At 61.9% G+C, this 15,970-nt stretch carries 11 protein-coding genes and 2 pseudogenes; 4 read left to right on the forward strand and 9 right to left on the reverse strand.

The window, feature by feature from the left end; all coding sequences use genetic code 11:
* Positions 1 to 24: 24 nt before the first annotated feature.
* Both BOQ54_RS04960 and BOQ54_RS04965 read right to left on the reverse strand, forming a co-directional pair.
* Complete coding sequence (locus BOQ54_RS04960) at positions 25 to 1,281, reverse strand: tyrosine-type recombinase/integrase (protein ID WP_071923427.1); 1,257 nt, start codon at positions 1,279 to 1,281, stop codon at positions 25 to 27.
* Positions 1,282 to 1,748: 467 nt separating this feature from the next.
* Positions 1,749 to 2,531: a 5-methylcytosine restriction system specificity protein McrC gene (locus BOQ54_RS04965; RefSeq protein ID WP_280949564.1), complete on the reverse strand. Its 783-nt coding sequence runs from the start codon at positions 2,529 to 2,531 to the stop codon at positions 1,749 to 1,751.
* A 22-nt stretch (positions 2,532 to 2,553) separates the two neighbouring features.
* Between BOQ54_RS04965 and BOQ54_RS19455 the strand changes: the two are divergent.
* Positions 2,554 to 3,320 (forward strand): annotated as a pseudogene (locus BOQ54_RS19455) (IS5 family transposase).
* Here BOQ54_RS19455 and BOQ54_RS04980 read toward each other — a convergent pair.
* A complete protein-coding gene (locus BOQ54_RS04980; RefSeq protein ID WP_245316303.1) occupies positions 3,294 to 3,884 on the reverse strand; it encodes a 5-methylcytosine restriction system specificity protein McrC in 591 nt (196 codons plus the stop codon). The pseudogene BOQ54_RS19455 and the gene BOQ54_RS04980 sit on opposite strands and share 27 nt — an antisense overlap.
* Positions 3,881 to 6,136 (reverse strand): McrB family protein, encoded by a 2,256-nt coding sequence (locus tag BOQ54_RS04985; protein WP_071923428.1) that lies wholly within the window; start codon positions 6,134 to 6,136, stop codon positions 3,881 to 3,883. Before BOQ54_RS04985 ends, BOQ54_RS04980 begins: the two co-directional genes overlap by 4 nt.
* Positions 6,137 to 6,251: 115 nt before the next feature.
* On the opposite strand from BOQ54_RS04985, the gene BOQ54_RS04990 reads away from it, so the two are divergent.
* The 3 genes from BOQ54_RS04990 to BOQ54_RS20200 all read left to right on the forward strand — a co-directional run bounded on the left by BOQ54_RS04990 (position 6,252) and on the right by BOQ54_RS20200 (position 7,982).
* Entirely contained in the window at positions 6,252 to 6,578 is a 327-nt protein-coding gene (locus BOQ54_RS04990) for a helix-turn-helix domain-containing protein (protein ID WP_071923429.1), read from the forward strand.
* A 10-nt stretch (positions 6,579 to 6,588) separates the two neighbouring features.
* A complete protein-coding gene (locus tag BOQ54_RS04995; RefSeq protein WP_071923430.1) occupies positions 6,589 to 7,311 on the forward strand; it encodes an ImmA/IrrE family metallo-endopeptidase in 723 nt (240 codons plus the stop codon).
* A 107-nt stretch (positions 7,312 to 7,418) separates the two neighbouring features.
* Positions 7,419 to 7,982 carry a hypothetical protein gene (locus tag BOQ54_RS20200; protein ID WP_186438066.1) on the forward strand — a complete coding sequence of 188 codons (564 nt, stop codon included), beginning with the start codon at positions 7,419 to 7,421 and terminating at the stop codon, positions 7,980 to 7,982.
* A 33-nt stretch (positions 7,983 to 8,015) separates the two neighbouring features.
* Here BOQ54_RS20200 and BOQ54_RS20430 read toward each other — a convergent pair.
* From BOQ54_RS20430 to BOQ54_RS05025, 5 genes and pseudogenes are all read right to left on the reverse strand, one after another.
* Positions 8,016 to 8,252, reverse strand: a pseudogene (locus BOQ54_RS20430) (DUF4236 domain-containing protein); the annotation flags it as partial.
* Positions 8,179 to 9,144, reverse strand: coding sequence for a GIY-YIG nuclease family protein (locus tag BOQ54_RS05010; protein ID WP_071923431.1), 966 nt, complete (start codon positions 9,142 to 9,144; stop codon positions 8,179 to 8,181). The gene BOQ54_RS05010 and the pseudogene BOQ54_RS20430, both read right to left, overlap by 74 nt.
* 49 nt (positions 9,145 to 9,193) lie before the next feature.
* Positions 9,194 to 12,223 (reverse strand): type I restriction endonuclease subunit R, encoded by a 3,030-nt coding sequence (locus BOQ54_RS05015; protein ID WP_071923432.1) that lies wholly within the window; start codon positions 12,221 to 12,223, stop codon positions 9,194 to 9,196.
* 9 nt (positions 12,224 to 12,232) lie between these two features.
* The gene (locus BOQ54_RS05020) at positions 12,233 to 13,525 is read right to left on the reverse strand and encodes a restriction endonuclease subunit S (protein WP_071923433.1); all 1,293 of its coding nucleotides are present in this window, start codon (positions 13,523 to 13,525) and stop codon (positions 12,233 to 12,235) included.
* Positions 13,525 to 15,915 (reverse strand): type I restriction-modification system subunit M, encoded by a 2,391-nt coding sequence (locus BOQ54_RS05025; protein WP_071923434.1) that lies wholly within the window; start codon positions 15,913 to 15,915, stop codon positions 13,525 to 13,527. Before BOQ54_RS05025 ends, BOQ54_RS05020 begins: the two co-directional genes overlap by 1 nt.
* Between the last annotated feature and the right edge of the window lie 55 nt (positions 15,916 to 15,970).

Here is a 15,970-nt window from a genome sequence, read left to right on the forward strand (position 1 = left end):
TGTGCATGGAGGCGTCTGCCCCGCTCAAGCGGCGTCACCCGTTAGTGTTGGCCCCTCAACAAGCCTAAGCTTCGGGCGCAGCACCTCGCCTACCTGATCCAGCCCTGCACGGAGCGGATCGTCATAAAGATGTGCATAGCGAAGCGTGGTTTGCGCCTGGGTGTGGCCAAGCAGCCAGCCGACCATCGGCAGCGTCATCCCGCCCGAAACGAGAAGCGAAGCAAAGGTATGGCGCAGATCGTGGATACGGGCGTCGCCGAGCTTCGCCTTCGCGCGCACGCCTTCCCAGAAGGTTTGCATTTCGCGCAACGGGTTGCCTTTGATCTCGCCCGGGAAGACCCACGGGCAATCCGCAGGCACGCTTGCGCGGATCGCGCGCAACAGTTCAACCGCGGCCCGCGAAAGCGGCGCCCGATGAAGCCGGCGCTGCTTCGTGGTGGCGGCGGGCTTGGTCCAGATCCCGTTCTCCAGATCGAACTGCTCCCAGCGCGCGTTCATCGCCTCGCCGCGACGCGCGCCGGTGAGCAGGATCAATCGGATGACATTCGCGCAGCGGCGGTTCGGATGCTCGGCGAGCACATCGGCAAGCCGCTTGATCTCGTCGGCGGAAAGAAACCGATCGCGCGGGATTTCGGGATAGCGCGCGAACCCGACCACGGGATTGTCCGGCCGCATCTGCCAGCGGATCGCGAGGTTGAACATCTTGCGCAGGATTTCGCCGACGCGGTTCGCCCGGATCGGCGTCGGGCGCGGCTTCGCCATGGCCTGCCGGCGCTTGTACTTCGGCCTCTCCTTGCGCGGCCGCGGCCGGCCTTTGGCGATCTTGGCGAGTAGCCGATCGACATCTTCCGGGGTGATTTCAGCGACCTTGCGGGCGCCCCATTCCGGTTCGACCAGTTTGCGCAGAAGCGAGGTCCGATCGCTGAAGCTTCGCGGCGCAAGATTGACCGCGTGCTCCTTGAGATAGCGGTCGATCAGATCGGACATGGTCGGCGCATTGCGCTGCTCAATGCGCTTGCCGAGCGGATCGTTGCCGGCATCGACTTCGCGCTTGAGCCGTTTCGCCTCCTCGCGCGCGGCGGTGACCGACCAGGTGGGCCAAGCGCCGATCGTGAAGCGGCGCTCGCGGCCGGCGATGCGATAGCGGAGAAAGAAGCCGCGCTTGCCGGAGCGAAGGATGAAGACGCCGAAGCCCGTGACCTCGTCGTCATAGACGAGAACGTCGCGGTCGATCGCCGGCACCATCGCCTTCACGGCGCGCTCGGTCAGATGTTGCTTCATGCCTGTCACTGAGCGGTGAGCCTTCGCGGCAGGCAAGATGCTCTTTTCGAAGCGGTGGCGTAGAGGCGGAAAGGGGTGGAATAGGGCGGAAAGACGGGTAGACCGCTGCGATGGTCGTTAAGATCGGCTAAGCGCCCGGCGGACGGATCGCGATTCTCAACTCCGCAATACGTCCGCCGCCGTAACGGAGTCGTCATCCGGCGGATGCGGTTTGATGCCGTTGAACGCGGCCGAATGCGGCAATGAGATTCAATCAGTTCAATGCATTACGGCCTAAGCGCCTGATCTCGCTGGTCTCGCGTTCTGTCTTTGTTCGCCGCTCATAACCTGAAGGTCGTAGGTTCAAATCCTACCCCCGCAACCAGTTTTTCTTTCGTTATCAAACGCTTACGCGCCGCCCTCCGGGGCGGCGTTTGCGTTTCCAACACCCGTGGAAGCACTGTGGAAGCAAGAGGGGCCGAAGTCCTTCATACCGCTTCGTAAATCGGTGCCTGCGATGACCGTTGCTTCCAGTGCCGCTCGATCGGGATCATCGCATCGATGCCAGCCGGGATCTCGCTGCCAAAGGCGAGCTGCCGAACATCGACCGCTATGACCTCTAGTTTTGGCCGTTCTTCGGTCATGAGCACAAACTCGGTGATCCTTCCAGGCGGGCAGTCCTTCGAGGCCGGGTAAACGAGCGCGAGTCGCTTGCAGAGGTAGCGACTGGCGTACGCGTTCATCTGATACGCGTCGCCGCTCGAGACGCCGGAGTTTGCTTCGCCGAGATCGAGGCGCTTCCATTTTGCATCGAGAATGGCAACGGTCTCAACTTCGCTCTGAACGGTGATGTCGGGGCGCAGCTGGAAGCCCGTCGTCGCGAGGTTCTTCACAGGGCTCTGTAGTCCGACAGTAAGGCGAGCACCGGCCTGCACCTGGCAAGCATGCCGGATGCGCAGTCCGAGTACCGTCTCGAAGAGCTTCTCCATGTTGAACAGCAGAGCGGAACCAGCTGCGTCGCCGATGCGAACATCCGGATAGAGGCCTGTCAGCAGCCAGCGGGCCCGCGCAAACACCGGCTCCCAGTGTCGGATGGTGCGATCAAACCGCAGAGCGCCGACGTCGCGAGCCCTGATCCTGCGATCGGTCACCTCGTCAAAGCGATGGAGGAACGCCGCCACCATCGCCCGGGTCCTCGGGCTCAGTGCGAGCCCTAGGCCGTAAACCCATAAACGGCTCTGGGTTCCCTGACGGTAGCAATTGTGATTCAAGCTCCTTTTCGGGAGCTTTGCGATGGGCCGCTACGATCTGACGGATTTCGAATGGGAGGCGATCCGGCCTCACCTTCCCAACAAGTCGCGGGGCGTGCCTCGCGTGGATGACCGGCGGGTTCTCAATGGCATCTTCTGGTGCCTGCGCTCGGGCGCGCCGTGGGCGGACATGCCGGCGCGCTACGGGCCGCCGACCACGATCTACAACCGCTTCAACCGATGGCGGAAGGCGGGCGTCTGGGATCGGCTCATGGACGCGATCACAAGGGCTTACGATGGTGACGTGCAGATGATCGACACCTCTGTCGTCCGCGTCCACCAGCACGGGGCGACGGCAAAAAGGGGGGTGTCGATCGATGTCTGGGTCGCTCCCGAGGCGGGCTCACGACCAAGCTCCACGCGCTCGTCGACAGCCGAGGCAGGCCGATCCTCCTCAAGCTCACGGCAGGCCAAGCCAGCGACCTCGCGAGTGCCAAAGACCTGATCGGGCATCTCGCGCCGGGCTCAATGCTGCTGGCCGACAAGGGATACGACGCCAACGACCTGCGCGCTGCCGTCGCCGAGCGGAACGCATGGGCGAACATCCCGCCCAAGCGCAACCGCAAGGACCCGATCTGCTTCTCCAGGCACCTCTACAAGGCGCGCAACCTCGTCGAGCGCTTCTTCAACAAGATCAAACACTTCCGCCGTATCGCCACCCGCTTCGACAAGACGGCGGAAAACTTCCTCGCCGCCGTGAAGCTCGCGTCCATCCGCATCTGGCTACGCGGTTATGAGTCTACGGCCTAGAAGGATCCGAAGGACCGCCTTGAGCGCTTGATTGTAGGGGTTGTCGATGCTGCGCTCGTCGAAGCGACAGAGAAGATGAGATCGGTCGAAGGCGTTCGTGCGCAGGTGCTCGGTCAGCTCGAGCCGTCCGCGGATGGCCTTGATGTTCTCCGTCCTCTCCGAGTACCGGGCAATGGCTCCGCCTCGGAGCGCGGATTTCACCTGGCTGCAGAAATCCTCGATGAAGACGTCCAGGAGGTGGCTGTGCTGTTGCCCGAGGCCGGCCTCGCCTACGCGCTTCGATCCGAGCTCTCCAGCACGAGCAAGCATGGCCACCAGAAGGCCCCGCATTTCTTCCCTGCTATCGCTGCCATGGTCGATCTTTGGAAGTATCTCGATTGCCAGCTGCTCGGTTTGCAGGACTCCGCAGAACGGCCCGAACTTCAATGACCGATGGCCCCACGTGAGGGCCCCGGGTGGCAGACGTCCGGCGAGTTTCGCGATCCCTTCTGCCTCGAGCTCGTTGATCTCGCCGGCAGGGCCGATGCTGACGCCCTCCCTCTCTCGGAAGGTCAGGCACCTCATTCCGGTGGCTCGTAGATCTTCCGGATTGCGTCCGGGGTGATGTCGTCTTCCCGAATGATCTCGAACGCCTCACTGTCGCCGATTTCAGCAGGGTCGGCCTTGGGAAAGAGCACAGCAGCACTTTGCGTCCGCGCCCGGACCAGTTGCAGCTCCTCCTCTACGGCCTGGTCGGCGAGGACGTATCGGATCTGACGCCAGTCGTCGTAGAACGCCTCTTGCAGGAACGGCAGTATCTCCCGCGCAAATACACGGCGCAGCTCGTCGAAGGACTTCACGTGGTAGAAGTAGCTGTGGCCAAGGGTGTGGTCGCGATGCAGCAGGCGGGACAGGCGGGCATTCATGGCCTGCAGGAGCTGGCGCAGGTCGATCGCGTTGCCCTCACCGTCGGCGATCGATTCTAGCAGTTCTGGCTTGGGCGTGAGTTCCTCGAACCGGAACCGGCGCCGTAAGGCGCTGTCGAGCAGGGCAATCGAGCGGTCCGCGGTGTTCATGGTGCCGATCACGTCGACGTTCGCGGGCACCCCAAAACGCTTGCCGGAGTAGGGGAGCGTCACTTCCAGGCCCTTGCAGCTTGCCGCGCGGTTGCCTGACGCATCGAGGCGGATCCGCTTGTCCACCTCGACAAGCGTGATGAGCTCGCCGAAGACCTTGGCGACGTTTCCGCGATTGATCTCGTCGATGAAGAGGGCGAACCGCTTGTCCGGCGCGCGCCGGGCCCGATCGCAAAGCCGCTTCAACACTCCCGGCCGCACCTCATAGGTGACAGTGCCGTTCTCCGTGACAGGGCGAATGCCCTCGACGAAGTCCTCGTAGGCGTAGCTCTGATGAAACGTCACAAACTCGAAGCGATCACCGACCTCGTCCTGATATCGCGGCAGGTAATCGTTCTTGAGGCGGTAGGTCTTCCCGGTCCCAGGCGGGCCGTAGAGAATGAGGTTCAGAGGAGGCGCGAGTTTCTTTGGAGACGCGTCTCCGGTTCCGGCGTCATCCCCTGGCGTCGTGGTGTCGGGCTTGATCGGTGGCAGCGCTTTCCATAGGCGCTCCAGGCTCCGCGCCGCCTTTGCCTTGATTTCGATCCCGGAAGACTGCGGGTTCCATTCCTGGCCAGGTTCCCGGCTCTGCAATTCTTCCAGAGGGACAATCTGGTCTGTTGCTGCATCGCGGACGGACTCGAATGCCACGTCAACGAACCGAGTCGTCTCACCAGCGTCGGCGCGGGACTGATCCCAGTGCTCCGCTTCGTAGGGCGCGCGCGTCACCTTTCCGACTGCCACAACGCCTTTCGGAGGATTTCCGGTGCGGACAAGGAAGACTCGGTCGCCCTCGCGCGGCTTGCTCGAGCTGCAGCGCCAACGGTTGTCAGCTTTCTCCCCGTTGACGGTCGTGGCGCGGTCGCGCGCAAGCGTATCCCAGTTCCATTTCGAGGGGTTCCAGCTGAGGAGCCAGTTCTTGGTCTGGTTCTTCCACTGGGCCTCGAACTCCTCCTGGTAGAAATCGATGTCCGTACCATGCTCTTCTTCAAGTCGACGCCGAAGTTCGAGCAAGGCACGGTCGATCTCGACAGTGCTCCACTTCTTGATCTCCTTCTCCGTCGTGTCTCCGAAGCCGGCGAGGATCAGGCGCTTGTCGCCCTCGGAACTGATCCGCTCAAAGGTATCGGGAAACAGCAGGTGTGGCAGGATGTGGATCAGCTGTCGGTGCCGCGCGTCTGGAAGACCGCCTAGCCAGCCAGAAAAGGCCCACGGGTCCGAAGCGATCTGCTCACGGTCGGATGCGTCGCGAGCCTTGTAGTCGCGCAGGGCGCCGATGAGGAATACCAGCTCGCGCCAGCGGTGGGTGTTGTACGCGGTTCCTGCCGATCCGATGCCTTCAAGGACACGGTCTGCCAGCAACGGGTGCGTCGCGTTCAGCTCCTCGCCGGACCATGACCAGATCCCCAGTACGTTTTCTCGCTTCTTGGCGGCGCCCACATTGGAAGGAAAGAGAAGCAGCAACCACATGCTTTCAGCCATCAGCTGCCGCGACTGGGCCGATCCCGATGACAACTGCGCTCTGAGTTTGGATAGAAAATCGCCTTCCCCAGCGTCGAGGTTCTTCACGAAACGCTGGTCGAGCTCGTCGAGCAGCGAGGTTGTCCAGAGGTTCCTGTCCTTAGCCAGCGCGGACCCTTCGGCTGCGAGACACTGGTCTCGCCAGTGTGATGCCGCTTCATAGATCGGGCCGACTGGCTTTCCTGGGTTGAACCTTGACACGCTCTGCTCCTGCTGCCCTCGACACTTCGGTGTTGAAGCGCTGGCAAATTAAACGTATCAACTCGCAAATCCGCGAACAAGCGGATTGACAGGGAGAGCAAGCGATGAACCGGCCATGTCCGCCGACGGTGTGACCTTCGGCCAGGCGATTTCGAAGGCCCGCAAGGGACTCGGTCTCAGCCAGAAGGAGCTCGCAGCGCGCGTGATGAAGGAAGAGGGCGGCGGGTCGATCTCCCCGCAGTACCTCAACGACATCGAGCACGATCGACGCAGCCCCACCTCGGGGCACCTGATCCGCCAGTTCTCCGGCATCCTGAACATACCGGAGGACTACTTGTATGCACTCGCAGGCCGGCTGCCGGATGATCTGCGACCGGATGCGTCAACCCCGGAAAAGGTCGTCAAGGCCTTCGCCAATTTCAGGAAGACGTTGAAGGAGTAGGGAGGTTCGCATGGTGAAGATGATCCGTGACACCACGGGCCGCTTTGCCGAGCGACCCTATTACCTGGAGCGTGATCTCGACGACGAGTGCGAGCGGCTGATCCATCAGCTCCTTCTGAAGCGCAGGACGAAGGTCGAGTATCCGGTCTCGACCGAGGACCTGACCGTTCTGATCGAGATGCACGATGCCGAGCTCGACAGCTACGCCGACCTATCCAAATACGGCGCCGATGTGGAAGGCGTCACCGAGTTCTTCCCGAACCGGGGCCCCAAGGTCTCCATCTCCGAACGGATCGCGGCGGACGAACGGCGCGAGAATCGCTTCCGCACCACGCTCACCCATGAGTTCGGGCACGTGAAGTTCCACGGGCCTCTCTGGGCGCAGAAGTTCGCCAACGGCGACCTGCTCGAGCGCGGGGTGAATGCGAACAAGGCGATCTCCAAGCGCGACAACATCCTGGACGCCCCGCAGTCCGACTGGATGGAATGGCAGGCCGGCTATATCAGCGGCGCGCTGCTGATGCCGGCCACGCCGCTCCGTCGCCTCGTTTCCGATTACTGCAGCCCGCGCGAGCTGCACGGCGATATCCATGTTTCGACGGAGCATGCCGCGCGGCTGATCCAGATGGTCATGGAGCGGTTCGCGGTCTCCGAAGAGGCCGCCCGCATCAGGCTGTTGAAGCTAAACCTGATCACTTCGACACACGGACAGCCCTCGCTTTTCGGCCGTTGATCGCGAATCCGCTGAAGCGCGTATTTTTTCGATTGACTCCTCTCTGGCGCGATATACGCTGATTAGCAGATCAGCCGATACATGGAATCGCCAGAAAGGAGATCACGGTGACTGCACTGTCCGCCTTCCTTCGCAAGACGCCCGGCGAGGCGCTGCGCGAATACTTCGACCGGCCGGAGATCGGCCTGCCCACCGAGTTCGACTGGCCCGCATCGGACGCCGACCTCTCCGGGCCGCTTCTCGGCGCCATCGAGAAGATGTCCCGCGTCCAGCGCGACCGGATCTCGAACGACGCCGAGCGCGTCCATGCCCTGTCCGACGAGCCGGGGCAGGCCGCGATCTACAGCGTGGCCGAGGATCCCGCCCTCCTCGACGGGCTCGCAAACCCGCACGCGCGGTCGCTCTGGATGTTCCTGAACGCGCAGGACCGCTTTCGTCATGCCGAGGAAGTTCGCTTCACGGAGGACCGTCGGCGCGGTCGGATGTGGGCGGGCTACATGACCGACGCCGGTTGCGTCATGCAGCGTGACGCGTCGGCCTGCTATGCCTTCGTTTCCGCGATCAAGGAGTTCTCGGGCGCTGCCCATGCCCATGTCGACATCTTCGACCGGGTGAGGACGACCCATGAGGGCGACGAATGCGACCTGGACCCGGGGCGCGTTCGAGGCTGACGGACGGCGTGGCTCGTGGACGGTGTAGAAGAGGCCCGTCCCTGGAAGACCCACTGTCGACCGGTTGCCGCGCGGGCTGACGGTATATTTCGCGCCGCGCGGGCCGAAGGACAGCGATGCGGTGGACTTCGAAAGGTTCAGCGTGACCCCGGGAGCAATCCGGATGCGGCGCCAGAAGCGGAAGGACATGCTGTGACTACGCCTCCGGCGGTCCGAGCGACGTGCCGAGGGTCCCGCTGCCGTTGTCCTGGTTCGCTTCCCAATCAGCATACGTGCGACCGTCCGGGAGCTTCCACAAGATGCGTCCGTTCGCGCTCGCCCCGATCACCGTTGCAGCGGCAGCAGACGCTGAAGGAAAGCTGTAGTCGCTCGTGAACAGCAGGAATTCGCCCTCTTCACGCAGCACCCCAGTATCAAGCAATGTGCGGCGCATCGCCGTCGTGCCGCGGGGGATGGTCGTCGTGGTTCTGACCCTTGCCTTCGACCCAGCCTGGACCACGAAGTCGCCTGATGAACCGAGGTGCATCTCGGCCGCGAATCCATCCCCTCGAAAGAAGAACCTCAGACCGTCAGAACCCTTCGCTTGAGAAACAGGCTGCGGGGCCTCGACAGCCTCCGCAGGGCGTCCGCGCATCTCGCGGAACAGATCCCAGCCGAGCGCGCCTACCAGTGTCTTCGTCTGATCGATGAATTCATCCATCGCGGCGCGGTCAGGCAGCGGGAGTTTTCCCGCGTCCTCGGATGGCCGCTTCATGTTCGGGATCGTCCAGCGCGGGTTGCTTCCTACGCTTCGGATCAGGCAAGCTTCGACGTAGCGCGCGTGGCTCTTGGTAAGGTTTTCGTCCTTGCTGATCAGAACGACTGTGTCCGTCCAGAAGCTCTTCGCGTCTCGACCGGTCTCGTTCGAGTTGTGATAGGACAGCCGTGCACCGACGCCCTCTGACTCACCGATGTAGGCAAGCTGGCGGTCAGGTTCGTTCTCGTCACCACCGATCAGAACATAGACGCCGGGCCGCTCGATTTCTGGGAACGCGCCGCAGACTCGTTTCAGCTGGTTTCGCCGGAAAGCAATCGCCTGAATTGTCGACATGGAAATCTGCGCCACCCGGATACCGTTCGGATCGCCGTCGAGGAGGAAGATATTGATCGAACGGGGCTTCATTTGGGCTCGCTATGCTTGATCCTCCGGGTAGCGACCGGAACGAAGAAAATCACACCCTGAACTGGCCATTCAGGACGCTCGCAATGCTCTGACTCCAGGCTGTCTTAAACGCTGGGTCTGAGGCGAATAGCTTGTACAACTCGAGTTCCTCTTTCCGCCGTTTCAGCATCACGTCCTGAAGCATTTTCTCGAGGGCAATCTCCCGGTTGTAAGGATCCGGATTGGCTGCATACTTCTCGCCGAAATCGGGGTGCGCGCGGACACTGTTGACGACATTGATGAACTTCACCCTCTGTTCCTCGGGTGTCGCGCCCCAGCCCTGGAACCATCGCTCGTTGAACGTACGGACGATTTCGTCCAGCGGGTCCCTTTCGGGGTCGCCATCCCTGTAACCGCGCGGATTGGGGTTCTGCGGATCGAGCTCGGTCGGCGACGCATCGAGACCGATGTTCTGGTTTAATTTAGTCCGCTGCAGTCCATAGGACGACAGATCGACCGCCTCCAGCAACTCATCGAGCATGTCCTGATCGGGATCCTTGATCTTCAGCTTCGGCACCAGGAACTTCAGGAACCAGAAGAGCTTCTCCCACTCGATGACTTCGAACGGCATGATCGACGCCATCTGGCCGTAGATCTTGACGAACTGCCGCGCCTTGATCTTGAAGTCGATCTTGTCCTTCTCGGACAGTTCCAGTTGCTGGTTGAACCGATCTGCCGCGGTGTCGATCAACGGGCTGAGCGTCTGAGCATCCTCACCTGCGAAGTAGCGCGTGACGAAGTCCTCGACCTCTTGCCACTCGTAAACGCCGACCTGGTCGAGCGATCCCTTCAGCTCATGAAGGACATTCACATCCGTCGCGGATGACAAGGTGGTGACGGTGTAGAAGGGATCGAACGCCGCCTTGATGTCGGCCACATCGTTGAAGAAATCGAGAATGAACAGATCCTCGGTCCGTTTCCCGAGTTTCGGTGCGGACCGGTTCAGGCGCGACAGCGCCTGCACGGCGAGAACGTGCTGCAGCTTCTTGTCAACATACATCGTGGTCAGCTTCGGCTGGTCGAATCCGGTCAGATACTTGTTGGCCACCACGAGCAGCCGGTACTCGTCCTCGTCGAACCGATTTCGCGTGTCGGCCTCGGGAAAGCTGTTCATCTCGGCCTCGGTGTAGGTCACCCCGTCCACGACCTTCTCGCCCGAGAACGCGATCAGCGCCTTGAACGGGTTTCCCCGCTCCGCCAGCAGCCTCGTCACCGCCTTGTAGTAGCGGATGGCCGCCTCGATGTTCTGGGTGACGATCATCCCCTTGGCCTTGCCGCGCAGCTTCTTCGGCGTCACCACATGCTCGATGAAATGGTCGAGCATGATCTCGGCCTTGGTGTTGATCGTCTGCTGGCTGCGCTCGACATAGGCGCGCAGCTTCTTCTGGGCCTTCTTCGTGTCGAACAGCGGGTTCTCGGCAATCGACTTCTGGATCTCGTAATAGCTCTTGTAGGTCATGTAATTCGCCAACACGTTGAGGATGAAGCCCTCCTCGATGGCCTGCTTCATGCTGTAGAGGTGGAAGGGCTTGAAACTGCCGTCAGCCTGACGCTCGCCGAACTTTTCCAGCGTGGTGTTCTTGGGAGTCGCGGTGAAGGCGAAATACGAGGCGTTGCCCCGCATCTTGCGCGCCTGCATCGCCGCGAGGATCCGGTCCTGCGGGTCATCCTCGTCCGGATCCTGATCGCCAGCGCCCATCGCGCGGTTCATGTTGTCATGCGCGCTGCCGCTCTGGCCGCTGTGGGCCTCGTCGATGATCACCGCGAACCGCTTGTCGCTGAGGTCGGCGATCCCGTCGATGATGAACGGGAACTTCTGGATCGTCGTGATGATGATCTTCTTGCCGTTCTCCAGGGCCGCCTTCAGGTCGGCCGACCGCATGGCCGGGGCGACGATGTTCTTGACCTCGGAGAAATCCTTGATGTTCTCGCGCAGCTGCTTGTCCAGAAGCCGCCGGTCGGTCACCACGATCACGCTGTCGAACAGCGGCTGGTCCAGTCCCTTGGCGCCCGGAATGCCCGCCTTGGCCGGGTAGGTTTCGATCAGCTGATAGGCCGTCCAGGTGATCGAGTTCGACTTGCCCGAACCCGCCGAGTGCTGGATCAGGTAGCTGTGCCCGACGCCGGTCGTGGCCGCATGGGCCAGCAGGCGGCGCACCACCTCCAGCTGGTGATAGCGCGGGAAGATCAGGGTCTTCCTGGCCAGCGGGTCGGTCGCCTTGCCCTCCAGCAGCACGAAATGCTGGATGATGCCCGCCAGGCTTTCCCTGGGGAAAACATCTTCCCACAGATAGGCGGTCTTGTGGCCATTGGGGTTGGGCGGATTGCCCTCGCCCTGGTTGTGGCCCTTGTTGAAGGGCAGGAAGAAGGTCGCAGGCCCTGCGAGTTTCGTGGTCATGAACACCTCGTCGGTGTCCACGGCCATATGCACCAGCGCGCGGCCGAACTGCAGCAGGGGCTGGGTGGCGTCGCGGCCGTCGCGATACTGCTTCTGCCCGTGATAGCGGGCGGTCTGGCCGGTCCAGGGGTTCTTCAGCTCGATGGTGATCAGCGGCAACCCGTTGAGGAAGAGGACCATGTCGATCTCTTCGCCCGGGTTGGTCTGCGAATAGCGGACCTGCCGGGTGACGCTGAAGATGTTGGCGGCGAAGTTCTCGTGCACCTTCGCCGCGGAACTGGCCACCGGGGCGGGATACATCAGCGTCAGATGCGCGTCATCGACGGCGAGGCCCTTTTTCAGCAGATGCAGCACGCCGTTCTTCCTGATCAGCCGGTCGAAGCGTTCAAGGATCTTGCGCTGCCAGTCACCCGGATTGCGCGCCTTCAGCTTGGCCAGCTCCTTGCCTTGGGTGGTTTCCAGAAACTCCCAGAAGAGGCGCGTGTCGAGCGCGTAGGCGGCGTCGAAGTCGGAGGGCTGGCCAAGGCGAAAGGGGCCGTGGCCGGCGGGGGCGGGCTGGCCGGCCAGCTCTTCGGTCGTCAGGCCGGTCAGGCGCCGCTGGATCGCCTGTTCCAGTGCCACTTCCCTGGTGTTGCTGACCATGATCCCCCCTTACGCCACCTTGATCTTGCCCGTGACCGCCGCGTTGATCAGGCTGGTCTTGTATTCCTTGAGCGCGGCGATCTGCTCTTCCTTGATGGCGATGGCGTCCTCGATCTTCTTCGACAACTCGGTGATGTGCAGAACAATTTCCGCTTGCTCATCGCGAGGGGGAACGAGTGTCAACAGGTTCTTGAAATCGTCCCAATAGAGTCGCTTGCGGAAATCGGTGATGCCCTTGGAGCCGGAATCCATCTGTCGAATGAACGCTGGGCAGCGATACAGCAATTCGAAGTAATCCGCCGCCATCGCCGAGTTTGGCCTTGCAACCACATAGGCCGGGCTGACCATGCCATGCACGGATACAGCCCCGATGCCGCCCTGCCACGCGCGCATCATATTATAGGCTACGTCACCGGGCTTCACTTCCTTGTATGAAGTGCGGTCTTCGATCTTGATGATCGAGCGGATGTTCTCTTCGTCGCTCAACTCCTCGGACGACACGCCGCTGTGGATCGACACCGACAGTACCGGCAGATCGGCACGGCCCGAGACCTTCATTTCTTGGAACAGGACGAAGTTGCGCCGCACCTCCCAATGCGCGGGGATTTGGCCGATCCAGTCGATGCCGCTGTCCTTCATGGGGGCGGCGGGGTTCAGGCCGCGGGTGACGGCCTGCTGGATCAGGATCTGCCGCCGCTCGCGCAACAGCGCGATCTGCTCTTCCTTGATCCGCACCGCCTCGTCCACCCTGGCGCATTTCTCATCCAGAAACGCTGATATGGCGCGTTGTTCGGTAAGCGATGGAACGGCCAGTTGCAGGTCGGCGAAGTCATTGTAGCGGAAGTCTGTCGAACGCTCTCTGATCCCCTTTGCCAGAGAAACCAGCAAACCCGACAAAGCGATGTGCCGCATGTAATAGGCGTAGAAGTAGGGATCGACCGTATCAGGCTCGCGCGGAACACAGGCTGAATAGACGGGCGTTGACTTGCCATCGGAGTCAGAGACGCCAATGGCACCGGCAAAGGCATCCATTGCGTGGATCACCAGGTCGCCCTTCCGGATTCCCTGATATCCATGTTCTTTCAGGGCATTGGTGAAGCCCTCTGTCCGCCTGTTGTTCCGAAGGGTGACTTGCCCGTCCCGAAAACAGGTAACGATCTCATCTTCTGGACGAACCGGGCGATCTTTCTTGACGAAAAGCCACTTCCCACGTTCGACGGACCAGCTCGCGGGGACATCGCCAATCCACTCAACGCCGCTGTCCTTGTAGCTGTCATAGGTCGGCCAGGCAGCAAGCGTCATCACACCGCCTCCGACAGATCGGCGGGCTTCACCCCCAGGATATCGGCGATCAGGCCGTCGGCCCGGCGTTCCAGCGCCAGGATGTCCCGCGTCACCTCCTCGAGGCTGCGCAGCGGCTTGTGGCGGTAGAAATACTTGTTGAAGCTGATCTCGTAGCCGATCCTGACCGTGTCGAGGTTGATCCAGGCCTCGGGCACATGCGGCTTCACCTCGGCCTTGAAATAGCGGTGGATGCTGTCCTTCAGCGGCACCGCCTCGCTGTCGCGCAGGTCGGTGCTGGGCTCGTAGGTCAGCCAGCTGCCATCCGGTTGGGCATAAAGGCCGAAGTCGCCCAGTTCGTCGATATGGCAGCCCAGCCGCGCCGCGACGTCCTCGAGCTCGGAGCGGGTGAAGGTCAGGGTCTTGCCGACGACCTTTTCGGCGTCGTCGGCATACCAGCTGACCGCGTTCAGGATCGCGTTCTTCTCGGTGGCAGACAGCTTGATCCTGCGGGCCTTCAGCACCTTGGCCACCCGGTCGCGGAAGGCGTTGAAATCCGCCGTCTCCTCGGTGCCGATGGCCTGCATCAGCTGATGGCCGACCCCGATCAGGTCGCGCTGGCGGGTCCAGAGGGCGGTGTCGGTCAGCTTGGCGCGCTGTTTGGCGTTCAGCGCGATCTCCTGCTCCTCGCACCAGGTCTGGATCGCCTTGGCCTGGGTTTTCAGGAAGCCGGGTTCATAGACGCGCTCGCCATGTTCGGCCCAGAGATGCTCCATCGGCTCGCGCAGGGATTTGTCAAAGCGCAGGGGTTCCAGCCGCTCCGCGCTGAACTGCGCGCGACGGCGGTCGGGGCGTTCGATGGTGACCTTGTGATAGCCGAAATCGGTGTTGTCGAAGATCTGCACCGCGATGCCGGTGGGATCGCCGTTCGCGTCGAGCTGCCGTTCGACCGGCTGGAAGGCGAGATAGGCGGCGGTGATCTGGTCGATGTGTTCGGGCGCGAATTCGCAGTTCTTGTCGCCGAGGTTCTTGCGCAGCTTGCGGAACATCAGGCTGGCGTCGATCAGCTGCACCTTGCCCCGCCGCGCCTCGGGCTTGGCGTTGGTCAGCAGCCAGATGTAGGTGGTGATGCCGGTGTTGTAGAACAGGTTGTTCGGCAGCTGGATGATGGTGTCCAGCATGTCGTTCTCGATGATGTAGCGGCGGATGTTGGATTCGCCGCTGCCCGCATCGCCGGTGAACAGGCTGGAGCCGTTGTGGACGGAGGCGATGCGCGAGCCGATGGCGCTGCTGGCGATGGGCTTCATCTTGCCCACCATCTCCATCAGGAACAGAAGCTGGCCGTCGCTGGAACGGGGGGTGGCGTCGACGGTTTCCGTCTTGCCCCAGTAGTCGGTCAGTTCGACCTGGAAGCGCGGGTCGATGACGTCGTTGCCGTCCTTGATGTGCTTGAGGTCGCTCTTCCAGCTTTTGCCGTAGGGCGGGTTCGAGAGCATGAAGTCGAAGCGATGGCCCGAAAATTCGTCGGTGGCCAGCGTCGAGCCGACCCTGATGTTCTCGGGATTGTTGCCCTTGATCATCATGTCGGACTTGCAGATGGCATAGGTCTCGTCGTTGATTTCCTTGCCGTAGAGATAGACGTCGCCCTTGGCGGCGATGGGGCCTTCGGGATCCTTGATGTAGTTCTGGGCCTCGGTCAGCATCCCGCCGCTGCCGCAGGCTGGGTCGTAGATTGTCATCACCGGCGGCAACTGGCCACTGATCGGGTCGAAGATGAGGTGGGTCATCAGATGGATGACCTCGCGCGGCGTGAAATGCTCCCCGGCTTCCTCGTTGTTTTCCTCGTTGAACTTGCGGATCAGCTCTTCGAAGACATAGCCCATCCCGAGGTTCGACAGGCCCGGCATCAGGTTGCCGTCGGGATCCTCGGCGTCGTGGGGCGTCAGGTTGATGTAGGGCGAGATGAACTTCTCGAGGACGTCGAGCAGGACCTGCTTGTTCGCCATGTGCCGCATCTGCTCGAGCAGCTTGAAGCGGGCGATGATCTCCTTGACGTTTTCGCTGAAGCCGCCGAGGTATTCCTCGACATTGGCCAGCAGGATCTGCTGGTTGTTGGTGGCCGTGGCGTAGAGCTGTTTCAGCGTCCACTTGCTGGTGTTGTAGAACACATATCCCGACGCTGCCGTCAGCGGGGCATCGTCCAGTTCCGTCGCCTTCATCTCCTCGCGTTGGAAGCGAACTTCTTCCAGAACAGCCGCCTTGGTGGGCTCCAGCAGCGTGTCCAGGCGACGCAAGACGACCATCGGCAAGATCACGTCCCGGTACTTGCCGCGCACATAGACGTCACGGAGGCAGTCGTCGGCAATCGACCAGATGAAGGAGATCAGCTTGTTGTGAGCGGCGTGATTCAAGGAGCTTACTCGTCGTTATTTGAAGGCTCGGGTGTCGGGCCGTGGCTTTCTCATC

The sequence above is a fragment of the Chelatococcus daeguensis genome, from assembly GCF_001887265.1.
Lineage (GTDB): Bacteria > Pseudomonadota > Alphaproteobacteria > Rhizobiales > Beijerinckiaceae > Chelatococcus_A > Chelatococcus_A sambhunathii.